Origin of the sequence: Arthrobacter ramosus, from assembly GCF_039535095.1 — a bacterium.
Classification (GTDB): Bacteria; Actinomycetota; Actinomycetes; order Actinomycetales; family Micrococcaceae; genus Arthrobacter; species Arthrobacter ramosus.
Genome location: NZ_BAAAWN010000001.1, coordinates 3964358 through 3977234 on the forward strand (window position 1 = coordinate 3964358; position 12877 = coordinate 3977234).

A 12877-nucleotide genomic window follows, 5' to 3' on the forward strand; every position below is an offset into this window, starting at 1 on the left:
ATCCTTGCCGGAGTTCCAGGGCAGTGTCGGTCAAAGTTCACGTGCCGGACACATAGCGCATGCTGGTTAAAACAGAACATCCCCGCGGGCGGACCAGCGGGGATGTTCCAGTGAAGCTATGTAGCCGGAGCTATTTAGCCACCAACGCGGATGAAGACCGGGCCGGAGCCGACGTTGACGCTGTAAAGGGCGGTGGTGCCACCGTTCCAGCCGCCGTGGACCGCCATGCCGTTGCCGACGTAAACGGCGATGTGGGCCATGCCCATGCCACCGTTCTGGTAGTAGACCAAGTCTCCCGGCTGCGCTTCAGCAGCGCTGACCGTACGGCCAAGAGAGAGGTAGTCTGCCGGCCAGCCGTGGAAGTTGATCCCAACAGCGGCCAGGGAGTTCGAAGCCAGGGCGGTGCAGTCCTGGGCAACGCCAAGCTGTGCGTAAGCTGCGGCAGCAATTGCTGCGCCCTTGCCGCTGGCAACCTTCGTTGCAGGTGAAACAGCAGCGGTGACAGAGAGCGTCGAGGAGCCGGTAGCGGCACCCGTTGCAGCCTGCGTAGCCGGAGCAGCTTCCTGCGTGGCAACCGGAGCTGCGACAACCGGAGCAGCTTCGGTGGAGACCGCCGGGCGCTCGTACTTGATGGCGACGGAGGAGTCGGCCGAAATGCTGGCTTGGGCGATGGACTGGACTTCCAGGGCGGAGGTCGAAGTGGACTCGCGAGGGACGTTGGTTTCTGCAGCGTTGGCTGCGATACCGCTAGTGAGCACCAGACCGGAAGCAGCTGCGATAACAGCTGCCTGACGGCCTACGCCACCGGCGTTGCTGCCGACAGTCTTAGCGATAACGGCAAGCGAGTTGGTCTTGGTGACCGCGGCACGGTGGCGCGCAACAGTAGAGCGTGAAGACACGTTAAGAGGCCTCTCCCTATGCCCGCGAGGTAAGCTGTCGGATTCGGATGGGAGTCATCCGGCCACACTTCTCCCTCTCGGAAGTTGTGCGACTTAACCCCAAGGCCATCGGTGAAGATGACCAAAAGTGGGTCCCCCGCCTCTGCCAGACGATGTTTTGCGAACGGAACCTCGAGCAGTGGCAGAGCTAGGCAATCCACTCGAGTGCATCAACTCTCTAAAAGTTGATGCGTCTTAGACGGTACATGAGTTTTGGCTCAATGTCACATTCAGGTCACGGAGCGTGACAAGCATGCGAGAGGCTTCCATCGGATTGGCTACAGCCAGCCCAGGGGGTCAACGACGTCGCCGTTGACCATGACTTCAAAATGGAGGTGGCAGCCGGTAGAGGCGCCGGTGGTGCCGCTCAATGCGATGACATCGCCGCGGCTGACCGTCTGGCCCACCTGGACGTTGAACGAAGACAAATGGTTGTACGTGGTTTCCAGGCCGTTGCCGTGGTCCACCACAATGCGGTTTCCGCCGCCATACGGATGCCAGCCAGCGAAAGTGACCTTGCCGGCGGCGGCAGCATGGACCTGGGTGCCGCACTGGGCCACGAAGTCCTGGCCCCGGTGGAACTCCCCCAAGCCGCCCGTGATGGGATTCACACGATAGCCGAAAGGCGAGGCCGTGGTCAGTGTGTCCAGCGGCGCCCCCAGGGTGCCTTTGGAGGACGACGTCTTGATGGTGCCGACGGACTGCGCGCTCAAGAGCTGCTTGAGTTTGCTGTCCGGATCCGCCGTGGTGGAAACCGCAGCACGGCTGAAGTCGATCGTGGCGCTTGCCGCGGCCGGAATCTCAGGCTGGGTGCCCACCGCCGAGGCGGCCTGGCTCGATTCGGCCGTGGCCGTCATGGCGCTTGTGCCCGGCATGGCGACCGTCAGGATGAGGCCCGTCGCGGCAAGGGCCACTCCGGCCTTCTGTCCCGCCCCGCTCGCCGCAGCGAACTCGGCTATCTGCCGCAAAGGACCCTTGCGGCGGCGAAGTTCGCGATGGGGATCGCGGGGCCGATCGTGCTCGACGGCGCTTGCGCTCCGCAGCTCAGCAGTAGGACCGGACGCGCGCCTGCGGCCCCTGGTGTTCTGCGTAGTCAAGGTTTTCCTCTCTGGCAAGCCTGCGAAGTTAGCTGTCGGATTCGGGCCAGAGAGATCGTGGACCCGGTCCGCGTGAAGGGCGCGAAGCGCAGAGCTACCGAAGGGGCCCTGCGCTGTTTGCACTTCCGCTGCGGACTTCACCCCAAGGCCGTCTTTCGACAGCCGATGGTGGTTCCTCCGCTTCTGCCAGTGAATGGACTAATCCACCTGATCCGCTGGCAGAACTCGGCTTCGGATCAGGTAACGCTTTGGTATCGGCGCCAGTAATAAACTATAGGGGATTAAGCCCCCGCGGTAATAATTTCGTTATCTTTGCTGGCCGCCTCGCCAGGCCGGCTAGGCGACCGTGACAAACACGTGCGAGGCTACCTCAGGCGGCAGCTCCAGCGCGCCGTCGATATTGGGCACGCGAACGGAGATGTACTCCCCCACACGTTCCAGGGAAACCCTGGCTCCGGGGCGGATTCCGCCCTCGTCCAGCTGCACCAGAAGTTCCGGTTCCACCTGGATCGGTTCAGCCAGGCGGCTGACGGTGACCCGGTTTTCAGGTGAGTATTCGTTCATCGCGTCGAGAAGGTTGACCACGCCATCCGTAAAGGCGTGGGAGGCGACTCCACCCAGCGCTTCGAGTCCGGGAATGGGGTTGCCATACGGCGATTCCGTGGGGTGGTCCAGCAGCTCATAGAGCCGCCGTTCCACGCGCTCACTCATGACATGCTCCCAGCGGCACGCTTCATCGTGGACGTAAGCCCAGTCCAGTCCAATGACATCTGCCAGGAGCCGTTCGGCGAGCCTGTGCTTGCGCATGACCTCGGTGGCGCGTTTCCGGCCCGTTTCAGTCAGCTCAAGGTGCCGGTCATCGGACACAATCACCAGGCCGTCGCGCTCCATCCGTCCGATCGTCTGGGAAACGGTGGGGCCGGAGTGCCGCAAGCGCTCGGCGATGCGTGCGCGAAGAGCCACGATGTTCTCTTCTTCAAGCTCCAAAATGGTCCGAAGATACATCTCAGTGGTATCGATCAGATCCGTCATCCAGCTCAGCTCCTCGAGCGCAGTATCTTGCGTATTTTCCACCGTACCGCAGCCGCCTCAGTGGTCGAACAGGTGGCCGAACCGCCGGCGGTCCCGGTCCGGGCGCCAGCTCCAAGCTTAGCTTATTTGGAATTACTCCGGATAATTCCGGCGCCCCCGTCCAGCGCCCGGTCCAGCGTCCCGTCCACTGTCCCGTCCAGAGCCGGCGGAACAAATGCTTTCCACGTGGCGGACTATGACACCGTCGGTTCTGCCCCCGCCTCCGGCGTCAGGCAGAATTGGGGAGTCGAAGGGGCAGCTTGCCACCTGCCACGACCCATCTAGGCCGCTACTTCACCATTGGAGCATCCCGTGAGCGACAACAGCATCACTATCCCCGCCGATTTGCTGCCCAAGGACGGCCGCTTCGGCGCCGGGCCCTCCAAGGTCCGCCCGGAGCAGATCGAGGCCCTGTCCGCCGCCTCGACAACGATCCTCGGTACCTCCCACCGCCAGGCACCCGTCAAGAACCTGGTGGGTTCCGTCCGCGAGGGACTTAGCCAGTTCTTCCGTGCGCCCGAGGGCTACGAGGTGATTCTCGGCGTCGGAGGCTCCACCGCGTTCTGGGATGTCGCCAGCTTCGGCCTGGTCGAAAAGAAGGCCCAGCATCTCTCCTTCGGTGAGTTCGGTTCCAAGTTCGCTTCGGCAACCAACAAGGCACCTTTCCTTGAAGCTTCGTCCATCATCAAGTCCGAGCCAGGCACCCGACCGGTTTCCCAGGCCGAGGCAGGCGTGGACGTGTACGCGTGGCCGCAGAACGAAACCTCGACGGGTGTGGCCGCTCCGGTCAAGCGCGTCCAGGGCAGCGACGACGGCGCCTTGGTTCTGGTGGACGCGACGTCCGCAGCCGGCGGCCTGGATGTTGATGTTGCCGAGGCCGACGTCTACTACTTCGCGCCGCAAAAGAACTTTGCCTCCGACGGCGGCCTGTGGCTCGGCCTCTTCTCCCCCGCCGCCCTGGAGCGCGCCGCCCGCATCAAGGCAAGCGGCCGCTGGATCCCCGATTTCCTCGACCTGCAGACGGCTATCGACAACTCGAAGCTCAACCAGACCTACAACACGCCGTCCCTGTCCACCTTGGTGACATTGGATGCCCAGGTCCAGTGGCTCAACAAGAGCGGTGGCCTGGACTTCGCGTCCGGACGCACCGCGGACTCCGCAAGCCGCATCTACAACTGGGCCGAGGCCTCCGAGTACGCCACGCCGTTCGTCGCGAAGGCCGAGGACCGCTCCAATGTCATCGCCACGATCGATTTCGATGATTCGATCGACGCCGCGGCCATCGCCAAGGTCCTGCGCGCCAACGGGATCGTGGACACCGAGCCGTACCGCAAGTTGGGCCGCAACCAGCTGCGCATCGCTACCTTCGTTGCCATCGAGCCGGACGACGTCTCTGCATTGCTCGCCAGCATCGACTTCGTGGTGGGCGAACTGAAGAAGTAAGGGCCTGCTGCGTTCCCGCGGTCAGGACTGGTCGGCGTCGTCCGGGTGGGGATCCCGGGCGGCGCTGGCCCCTTTAACAGTGCTGCCCCTTTTAAAGGCCATTGGCTGGACCCGCGCCCTGGGACTCAATGCGGAAGAACCGCATGCCGCGGGCGCTGCTGTCGAAACGGAGGCGCAGCTGGCGCGCGCGGATGATCCACACGATGCCGACGACGGCGGTGCTGCCGCCCGCGACGGCGGCCACGCCCACAGCCCATCGGGGTCCGGCCACGTTGGATACCCATCCGACGAACGGTGCACCGATGGGCGTTCCACCCATGAAGATGGCCATGTAGAGTGCCATGACCCTGCCGCGCATGACAGGTTCCGTGGTGGACTGCACGTAGCCGTTGGCGCTCGTGATCATGGTCAGGGCAAACAGTCCGCAGGGAATCAGGGCCAAGGCAAACATGGCGTAATTCGGCGCCAGGGCAGCCAGTCCGCTCGCGATTCCGAACCCGCCCGCCGCGGCGAAGATGAGCCGCATCCGCGGCCGGCCGCGCCGGGCTGCAAGCAACGCTCCTGCGACGGAACCGATCGCCATGACTGAGTTGAGGAGCCCGAATGCTCCCGCGTCCATGCCGAACTCCGTGCCGACCATGGCCGCGATGAAGAGGACGAAGTTCAGGCCGAACGTGCCCATGATGAAAATCGCAACGAGGACAACCACGATGTCCGGGCGATTGCGGACATAGCGAAGCCCTTCGCGGATGCGGCCCTTGCCCGCGGCGGCCCGGGGTTGGACGCGCAAAGAGGAAAGGGGAATGGCCCGGATCGCGCCAAGCATTGCGAGGAAGGTCAGGGTATTGATCATGAATACCCAGCCCGGCCCCACTGCCACCGTCAACACGCCGGCCACGGCGGGACCGATCATGCGGGCAACGTTGAAGGATGCGCTGTTCAATGCAACGGCGTTGGAAAGATAGTCGTCCTTGACCAGCTCCGACACGAACGTCTGGCGAACCGGGGCGTCAAGTGCCGAGACGACACCAAGCAAGAGCGCGAACACGTAGACATGCCACAACTGCGCTGCACCGCTCAGAACCAGGAGTCCCAAGCCAGTGCTCAGGACCGCCATGGCCGATTGGGTCATGACCAGGAGGCTGCGCCGGCTGTAGCGGTCGGCAAGCAGTCCGGCCCACGGGGCCAGGAAAAGCTGCGGACCCAGTTGGAGGGCCAAGGTCACGCCCATCGCGCCGGCATCGTGGTTGCTCAGATGGGCGAAGACCAGCCAGTCCTGGGCCGTCCGTTGCATCCACGTGCCGACGTTGGAAATGAGGGCACCAATGAACCAAATGCGGTAGTTAAGGACACCCAGCGATTTGAAGGTGGACATCAGTTGCCACCTTCAGGGAATTCACTCGCCGGGTCCGTCAAGGGCTAGTCAGCCTCGATGTCGTCGGCGTCGTCGTTCTCTTGTTCGTCACCGGAGGCGGCGACGTCCTCACCGGAGGGGCCGCCGTCGTCGTCCTCGTCAACGGGGACGCCAGCCTCCTCCGCCAACTCTTCAGCCTCGGCAGCCTCGTCCTCCGGACGGACGCGCTTTGCCCAAGGCACCCATTCAGGCGCGAGGATGGAGTCCTCCGACGGCAGCAGGCCAAGCTCGCTGACCGTGACCACTTTGGAGCGCGAGTTGCGGGTCACGACGGCGTACCACTGCCAACCACCGTAGCCGGCCAGCCGCGATTCGAACAGGTGCGTGACCACGCGTTCGCCTTCGGAGCGCGCGGCAATATGCGGTCCGATTTCACCCGGTTTGGCAATCGTCTCCACCGCATTGCGGGCGACGTCGACAGCGGCCGCCAGGAAAGCGTCGGGCTTGCCGACGCGCCACACAGGAAGGCCGGTGCGGGGTTTCGCCGTTGCCGGCTTCCGCTCAGCACCGGGACCAGCCGTTGCCGGAGCGGCACCAGTGCCGTTTTCTTCAGGACGGGCTTCAGCGGATTCCGATGTCATGGCAGGTTTAGGCTTCCAGCTCGTCGGCAACCTTGCGCAGGGCGGCGGCGATGGCCTTGCCCTTGGCGCCTTCAGGGTACTTACCGGCGGACAACGTGCCAGAGAGGTTGTCCAGGACAGAGACGAGGTCCTGGACTACCGGAGCGAGCTCGCGGGCGTTCATGCGCTTGGCTTTGGCGATGGACGGCAACTTGTCCAGCACGCGGAGGCCAAGCGCCTGGGCGCCCCGGCGACCGTCGGCGACGCCGAACTCAACCCGGGTGCCCGCCTTGAGATCCGCTACGCCTTCGGGCAGTGCGGATTTGGGCAGAAACACTTCCTGGCCGTCCTCTGCTGCGAGGAATCCGAAGCCTTTTTCCTTGTCATACCACTTGACCTTGCCGGTGGGCACGTAATCAACCTTCTTCGTTCTTACTTGCGAGACACAGCCGGCGCGCCACCGCATCCGCAGGATACTGCGGGAATAGGGGTAACTGCCTGGACCGTGTTGGTCTATTGCTTCAAGGTTATCCTGCCCGGCCACGGATTCGCGCTTTGAGACCCCGCAGGCAGGTCCCGCCGTCTTTTGTCCGCAACCGGACTGCATCCTGGCCTGGAACAGGGGATGCGGCCCGGGACTGTTAGCGTTGCTTCCATGATTCCCCACGACTTCCGCCGCCCGCTCACGATCGTTGCCGCAGTCGTCGCAGTCCTTTCCCTCGCGGCCGTAGCCGCCGTCATGGCCGTCGCTTTCGCCAACGGCGTGGCACCGGTCTGGGTCACCTCCACCGCTCTCTACGGGCTTCCGCTCGCCTTCATTTTGATGGCCGCGTTGGTGGTTGACTCTGTGTGGGCACGGCGTCGTCAATGAGCAGCCGGAAAGCCCGACGGCGGACCCGGCTGGCTGTAACGTTGAACTGATGTCCCTTATTCGCGCGCTCAGCAAGGAACTGGAAGCGCGCAGCGATGATTCGCTGCGGGCCCTGTTTGCCGCGCGGCCGGACCTCATCTCCCCTGTGGTCCCGGACTTCGCTGCACTCGCGGCGCGGGCAAGTGCCCGGGTCAGCGTGCAGCGCGCCCTGGAACGGCTCAACAAACCGGAGATGCAGGTACTGGAGACACTCCACCTGTGCACCAACACGGACACTGGCCACAGCGTCTCCGCGGCGGGACTGAAGAAGTGCATCAATGGCGCCACCCTTGCCGCTCTCGAGCCGATCCTGAACAAGCTCCAGGAACTGGCCCTCATCCACCGGGCCGATCCGCCGGCCACGGTGCACAATCCAGGCCGTCAGCGTTTCTACTTGCCGGTGGGCAGCCTCAAGGACGTCATCGGCATCTACCCGGCCGGTTTGGGCCGCAGCTACACCGAGTTGGTGCGGCTGCAACCGGCCTTCGCCCAGCGGGTGGTGCATCTTGTTGCCGAACTCCACCAGAGCGGCGCCAATATCCTGGCCGCCACGACGCCCATGGACGCGGCGTTGGCGCTGCAACGTTGGACATCGACACCGGAGAACCTTCAGCACATCCTGTCCGAGGCACCCGTACGGACGCGTCCCCTTTTGAACAAGTTCGGCAGTTGGGCCATGGGCGCCGTTCCCCAGGCCCAGCGCAAGGCTTCCGTGCTCCATGAAGGCCGCGACGTCGGTCCCGTGGACTGGCTCTTGGCCCGAGGTTTGCTTGTCCCCTTGGACGCCGGGCACGTTGAGCTCCCGCACAGCGTCGGTCTGTCCCTGCGCGGCGGCGCGATCGTGGACCACTTCACGTTGAAGCCTCCCGTGCCGGAGCTGGGCCAGACGAGTGCTGCCTTGCGCCGGAATGCCGCCATGGGTGCCATCGCCGAAGTACTCCGGCTGGTGGGTGAACTCCTGTACGCGGTCCGCGAGCAGCCGGTGGTTACCCTGCGCAGCGGAGGGGTAGGTGTGCGTGAACTCAAACGCCTGGCCGACAGCCTCCGCCTGGGGTTGTCCGAGACCGCCCTGGTCCTCGAGCTCAGTGCCTTGTCAGGATTGCTGCGGCTCGATGTGGACAGTTCCACCTGGGTGCAACCGCCATCGGTGGAATGGCTCACGCTCCCCCGCCAGGATCAGTGGCTCTGGCTGGTCAACGCCTGGCTCGCCAGCGAGCGCGCTCCTTCCCTCGTGGGACAAACCCTCTCCGGGCCGGCCACCACGGCACCGCGATCCGGCTCTCCGGCAGGTTCCATCAATGCCCTGTCCGCCGAGGCCCAACGCCCTGACGCCCCGCTGGTCCGCAAACGGATTCTGGAGATCCTCGAAGAGCTCAGCCTCGAGGTACAAGCACCGGACGGCAAGGCTCCCGTGCTCAACGCCGAAGCCGTCATGGAACGCGCGGAATGGGCCCAGCCCCGGATGTCGCGGCGGTTCAGCTCCCTTGTCCGCGGCATCCTGCACGAAGCCGAACTCCTGGGGCTCATGGGCTCGGGAGCCTTGACGCAGCTTGGTTCGGCGATCGCCACCGAACAGCCCGAGCTGGCCCTCAGCGTCCTCGGCGAACACCTCCCGGCCGCGGTCAACCATGTCCTGCTCCAAGCAGACCTGACCGCCGTCGCCCCGGGTTACCTGGCACCTGAACTGAGCGAAAAACTGCTCTTGATTGCCGACGCCGAAGGCCAGGGTCCGGCCACGATCTTCCGCTTCTCCGGAGATTCGATCCGGCGCGCGTTGGACGCCGGCCAGGACGCGGAGACCATCCTCGCGTTCCTGCGCACCCACTCCGCCACCGATGTTCCCCAGCCGCTCCGCTACTTGATCAAGGACATCGCCTCGCGGCACGGCCGGCTGCGCGTCGCCAGCAGCCCCAGTTTCATCCAAAGCGACGACGAGGCCGCCATCGCCGAGCTCGTTCGGGAGCCGGGAGCCGCAAGCCTGGGACTTGTCAGGATCGCCCCCACAGTACTGACCTCCGCCGCGAGCCCCCGGGAGACCGCGAGAGTGCTGCGCGAGCTGGGACTCTCGCCTGCCGTGCAGGAGGCGGAGACCGCCGTCGTGCGCTATAAAAGGACGACGGCGGTGGCAGGGGGCGTCCGCCCTGTTTACACGGCTCCCCGCATTGCCCCGCCGGACGACGACGTCGACGCCCAGCTCGCGGTGCTGAGGCACCATCGCGCGGTCCACAGCGAAGTGACCGGCGAGGCGGCAACGCAACTGGGACTCGAAACCCTGCAGAGGGCCATCCGGCTGAAGCAAGCGGTCACCATGAACGTGGTGGACGGCTTGGGGAATTCCAATACAGAGACCGTTGTTCCGGTATCAGTGTCGGGAGGGCGCGTCAGGGTATTCGACGCCGCCAGGGATACCGAAAGAGTCTTGTCCATCCATCGCATCATCGATGTGGAGCCCGCGGGCGATCCGCGCAAGTGAGGAAGCAATAGTGAGCGACGGTCCGCTGATCGTACAGAGCGACAAAACCATCCTGCTGGAAGTCGACCACGAGCTCGCTACCGAGGCACGGCATGCGATTGCGGCGTTCGCCGAGCTGGAGCGCGCCCCCGAACACGTCCACAGCTACCGGCTCACCCCTTTAGGCCTATGGAATGCGCGCGCCGCAGGACTGGACGCCGAAAAAGTCCTCGACACGCTCCTGCGCTACTCCCGTTTCCCGGTGCCGCACTCTTTGCTGATCGACATCGAAGAGACGATGTCGCGCTACGGCCGCTTGCGCCTCGAAAAGGACCCGCAGCACGGATTGGTCATGCGTACCACCGACCACCCCGTACTCGAGGAAGTCATCCGGGCCAAGAAAATCGCACCCTTGCTGGGGCCGAGGATCGACGGCGAAACCGTGGTGGTGCATTCCTCCCAGCGGGGACAGCTCAAGCAATTGTTGCTCAAGCTCGGATGGCCGGCCGAGGACCTCGCTGGCTACGTGGACGGCACTCCGCACCTGATCGCCCTGAACGAGGACGGTTGGCACCTGCGGCCATATCAAAAGCTTGCCACGGAGAACTTCTGGGCGGGCGGCAGCGGCGTCGTCGTCCTGCCCTGCGGTGCGGGCAAGACCTTGGTGGGGGCCGCAGCAATGGCTACCAGCTCCACCACCACGCTGATCCTGGTGACCAACACGGTCGCGGCCCGGCAATGGAAGGACGAGCTTCTCAAGCGGACGTCGCTGACGGAGCAGGAGATCGGCGAGTATTCGGGCGCCGTCAAGGAAGTCCGGCCCGTCACGATCGCCACCTACCAGGTCCTGACCACGAAACGCGGAGGCCTTTACCCGCACCTGGAACTCGTGGACGGGCACGACTGGGGACTCATCATCTACGACGAGGTTCATCTCCTGCCGGCTCCGATCTTCCGGATGACCGCGGACCTGCAGGCCCGCCGTCGTCTGGGACTCACTGCGACGCTTGTGCGTGAGGATGGTCGCGAGGGTGAGGTCTTCAGTTTGATCGGCCCCAAGCGCTATGACGCACCGTGGAAAGACATCGAAGCCCAGGGCTATATTGCGCCGGCGGACTGCGTGGAAGTCCGGGTGGACCTGCCCCGGGACGAGCGCGTGGCCTACGCGATGGCGGAGGATGCGGACAAATACCGGCTCTGCGCGACGTCGGAGACCAAGACCCATTTGGTGGAGCAGCTCGTGGCCTTGCACCAAGGCGAGCAGCTGCTGGTGATAGGCCAATACATCGACCAGTTGGATGAGATCGGCGAGCGTTTGGACGCTCCCGTGATCAAGGGCGATACCACCGTCAAGGTGCGGCAGAAGTTGTTCGATGCCTTCCGCGCCGGTGACATCAAGACCCTCGTGGTGTCCAAAGTGGCCAACTTCTCGATCGACCTGCCCGAGGCTTCCGTGGCGATCCAGGTATCGGGATCGTTCGGTTCCCGCCAGGAAGAGGCTCAACGCTTGGGGCGCTTGCTTCGGCCCAAGCAGGACGGCCGTGCGGCACGCTTCTACTCCTTGGTGGCCCGGGACACCCTCGACCAGGACTTTGCTGCCAAACGGCAACGCTTCCTCGCCGAACAGGGCTACGCCTACCGGATCATGGACGCCAAGGACGTACCCGCCGGGTAGGGCTAGGCACCTTAGGGGCTAGTCAACTTAGGGCTAGGCAACCAGCTGCTGCGCGCGCTCCTGTTGCTGCGCTGCTTGCAGCACGACGACGTCGACGACAGCCCAGGAGTCTTCGTCTTTGAGCTGCGCATCGGCGAAGCGTTCAGCGGCGGAGCGGTCGCTGAACGCTTCGAGCTCGATGCGTCCAGAGAGCGTGTCCAGGTAGCTGACATGGAACTCGATGTTCTGAGGTAGCGGGGCTTGTTTGTTTTCCATGGCTCCAGTGTGAAACGGGGCTCCGACAATTTAGGACTGTGCACGCGGCGTGTTGGCTTTTGGCCGCCAACGTTGCCTCGGGCCCGCTTGTTAGGCCCGGCGCAGCACTTCCGCGGCGGTGCTCCGGACCGCCTCAGTCACGGCGTCCAAGATCCGCGACGGCGCCCGCCACCGTTGCCAGTACAAGGGAACGTCCAAGGGCTGCTCAGGCGCGAGTTCCACCAAATACCCATCGGCTATGTCCCGGCCGCATTGCGATTCAGGCAGCAGTCCCCACCCGAGACCCAAGCGAATGGCCTCGGCAAACTCCTGGCTGGACGGAACATAGTGGCGCGGCCCTGCCGGCTCCATCCCACGGCCAGCGCCGCCCAAGAGTTCCAGGAAACGGTGCTGGTATTCATCCTTGCGGTCGAAGTCCACGGCCGGAGCCGCGCGCAGCGAGGCGACATCGGCGCCGTCGGGAAGCCACCGCGCCCTGAACTCCGGGGTGGTGACGGCACGGTATCGCATGCTCCCCAGAGGCTCCACGCGGCAGCCCTGCACCGGCTCGGGAGTCGCGGTCACGGCGGCCATCACCGTTCCGGCGCGCAGCATGGACGTGGAATACTGCTCGTCGTCCCGGTGAAGATCAAAGACAGCGTTCAGCGCCGCGGGGACCCTGGTAAGGGCCTTGAGGAACCAGACGGACAAGGAATCCGCGTTGACCACGATCGGAACCGAAACCATCGGCGACTCGCCGGGCAGGCCCAGTTCTAGTTCGGCGTCAGCCTCCAACTGGGCGAGCTGCCGCGCCAGCCTGAGGACTACGTGTCCCGACTCCGTGGCCTGGACCGGATTGCTGCGCTGCAGCAATACCCTGCCGGATGCTTGTTCAAGCGCCTTGAGGCGCTGGGAGACCGCCGACGGCGTGATGTTCAGTGATCGGGCAGCGGCGTCGAGGGTACCTTCCGTGAGCACGGCGGCGAACGTGTGCAGCTGTTCAGAAGAGAATCTGGCCATAAGACCATCTTACGATACCTAAGAATATTTAGCTGGACTAATGTTGAAGGTGAAACTTAGCCT

12 protein-coding genes and 2 riboswitches are annotated in these 12877 nt (G+C 64.4%); of the genes, 4 read left to right on the forward strand and 8 right to left on the reverse strand.

The genetic code is table 11. From position 1 onward, the window contains the following. Positions 1–134: 134 nt before the first annotated feature. From ABD742_RS18240 to ABD742_RS18250, 3 genes are all read right to left on the reverse strand, one after another. Complete coding sequence (locus ABD742_RS18240; RefSeq protein WP_234751564.1) at positions 135–899, reverse strand: NlpC/P60 family protein; 765 nt, start codon at positions 897–899, stop codon at positions 135–137. Positions 900–904: 5 nt separating this feature from the next. Continuing rightward, positions 905–1071: riboswitch (cyclic di-AMP (ydaO/yuaA leader) on the reverse strand. Between the two features lie 145 nt (positions 1072–1216). Next, positions 1217–2035 (reverse strand): M23 family metallopeptidase, encoded by an 819-nt coding sequence (locus ABD742_RS18245; protein WP_234751563.1) that lies wholly within the window; start codon positions 2033–2035, stop codon positions 1217–1219. A gap of 2 nt (positions 2036–2037) precedes the next feature. Beyond that, positions 2038–2245: riboswitch (cyclic di-AMP (ydaO/yuaA leader) on the reverse strand. 126 nt (positions 2246–2371) lie between these two features. Further along, positions 2372–3067, reverse strand: a complete 696-nt coding sequence (locus tag ABD742_RS18250; RefSeq protein ID WP_234751562.1) for an iron-dependent transcriptional repressor DtxR — start codon at positions 3065–3067, stop codon at positions 2372–2374. Positions 3068–3418: 351 nt separating this feature from the next. Here ABD742_RS18250 and serC point away from each other — a divergent pair, with 351 nt between their 5' ends. After that, positions 3419–4549 carry a phosphoserine transaminase gene (serC, locus tag ABD742_RS18255; protein ID WP_234751561.1) on the forward strand — a complete coding sequence of 377 codons (1131 nt, stop codon included), beginning with the start codon at positions 3419–3421 and terminating at the stop codon, positions 4547–4549. Between the two features lie 91 nt (positions 4550–4640). Here the strand turns inward: serC and ABD742_RS18260 are convergent, their stop codons facing one another. The 3 genes from ABD742_RS18260 to ABD742_RS18270 are packed head-to-tail and all read right to left on the reverse strand — an operon-like array spanning position 4641 to position 6935. Next, positions 4641–5924, reverse strand: coding sequence for an MFS transporter (locus ABD742_RS18260; protein ID WP_234751560.1), 1284 nt, complete (start codon positions 5922–5924; stop codon positions 4641–4643). A gap of 44 nt (positions 5925–5968) precedes the next feature. Next, positions 5969–6544, reverse strand: coding sequence for a DUF3027 domain-containing protein (locus tag ABD742_RS18265; protein ID WP_234751559.1), 576 nt, complete (start codon positions 6542–6544; stop codon positions 5969–5971). A 7-nt stretch (positions 6545–6551) separates the two neighbouring features. Continuing rightward, entirely contained in the window at positions 6552–6935 is a 384-nt protein-coding gene (locus ABD742_RS18270; protein ID WP_059388199.1) for a cold-shock protein, read from the reverse strand. Between the two features lie 243 nt (positions 6936–7178). Here ABD742_RS18270 and ABD742_RS18275 point away from each other — a divergent pair, with 243 nt between their 5' ends. Genes ABD742_RS18275 through ABD742_RS18285 form a run of 3 tightly spaced genes read left to right on the forward strand, consistent with a single transcriptional unit; the run spans position 7179 to position 11560 of the window. Further along, complete coding sequence (locus ABD742_RS18275) at positions 7179–7394, forward strand: hypothetical protein (RefSeq protein ID WP_234751558.1); 216 nt, start codon at positions 7179–7181, stop codon at positions 7392–7394. Between the two features lie 49 nt (positions 7395–7443). Further along, the gene (locus ABD742_RS18280; protein ID WP_234751557.1) at positions 7444–9906 is read left to right on the forward strand and encodes a helicase-associated domain-containing protein; all 2463 of its coding nucleotides are present in this window, start codon (positions 7444–7446) and stop codon (positions 9904–9906) included. A gap of 10 nt (positions 9907–9916) precedes the next feature. Continuing rightward, a complete protein-coding gene (locus ABD742_RS18285) occupies positions 9917–11560 on the forward strand; it encodes a DNA repair helicase XPB (RefSeq protein ID WP_234751556.1) in 1644 nt (547 codons plus the stop codon). A gap of 33 nt (positions 11561–11593) precedes the next feature. Here ABD742_RS18285 and ABD742_RS18290 read toward each other — a convergent pair whose 3' ends face one another. Both ABD742_RS18290 and ABD742_RS18295 read right to left on the reverse strand, forming a co-directional pair. Further along, entirely contained in the window at positions 11594–11815 is a 222-nt protein-coding gene (locus ABD742_RS18290; protein WP_234751555.1) for a hypothetical protein, read from the reverse strand. Between the two features lie 90 nt (positions 11816–11905). Then, positions 11906–12814, reverse strand: a complete 909-nt coding sequence (locus ABD742_RS18295) for a LysR family transcriptional regulator ArgP (protein WP_234751554.1) — start codon at positions 12812–12814, stop codon at positions 11906–11908. Between the last annotated feature and the right edge of the window lie 63 nt (positions 12815–12877).

Coding starts and splice junctions, on each gene's coding strand:
- ABD742_RS18250 (WP_234751562.1), bottom strand. CDS start 3,067: ATGACGGATCTGATCGATACCACTGAGATGTATCTTCGGACCATTTTG.
- ABD742_RS18260 (WP_234751560.1), bottom strand. CDS start 5,924: ATGTCCACCTTCAAATCGCTGGGTGTCCTTAACTACCGCATTTGGTTC.
- ABD742_RS18265 (WP_234751559.1), bottom strand. CDS start 6,544: ATGACATCGGAATCCGCTGAAGCCCGTCCTGAAGAAAACGGCACTGGT.
- ABD742_RS18275 (WP_234751558.1), top strand. CDS start 7,179: ATGATTCCCCACGACTTCCGCCGCCCGCTCACGATCGTTGCCGCAGTC.
- ABD742_RS18280 (WP_234751557.1), top strand. CDS start 7,444: ATGTCCCTTATTCGCGCGCTCAGCAAGGAACTGGAAGCGCGCAGCGAT.
- ABD742_RS18290 (WP_234751555.1), bottom strand. CDS start 11,815: ATGGAAAACAAACAAGCCCCGCTACCTCAGAACATCGAGTTCCATGTC.
- ABD742_RS18295 (WP_234751554.1), bottom strand. CDS start 12,814: ATGGCCAGATTCTCTTCTGAACAGCTGCACACGTTCGCCGCCGTGCTC.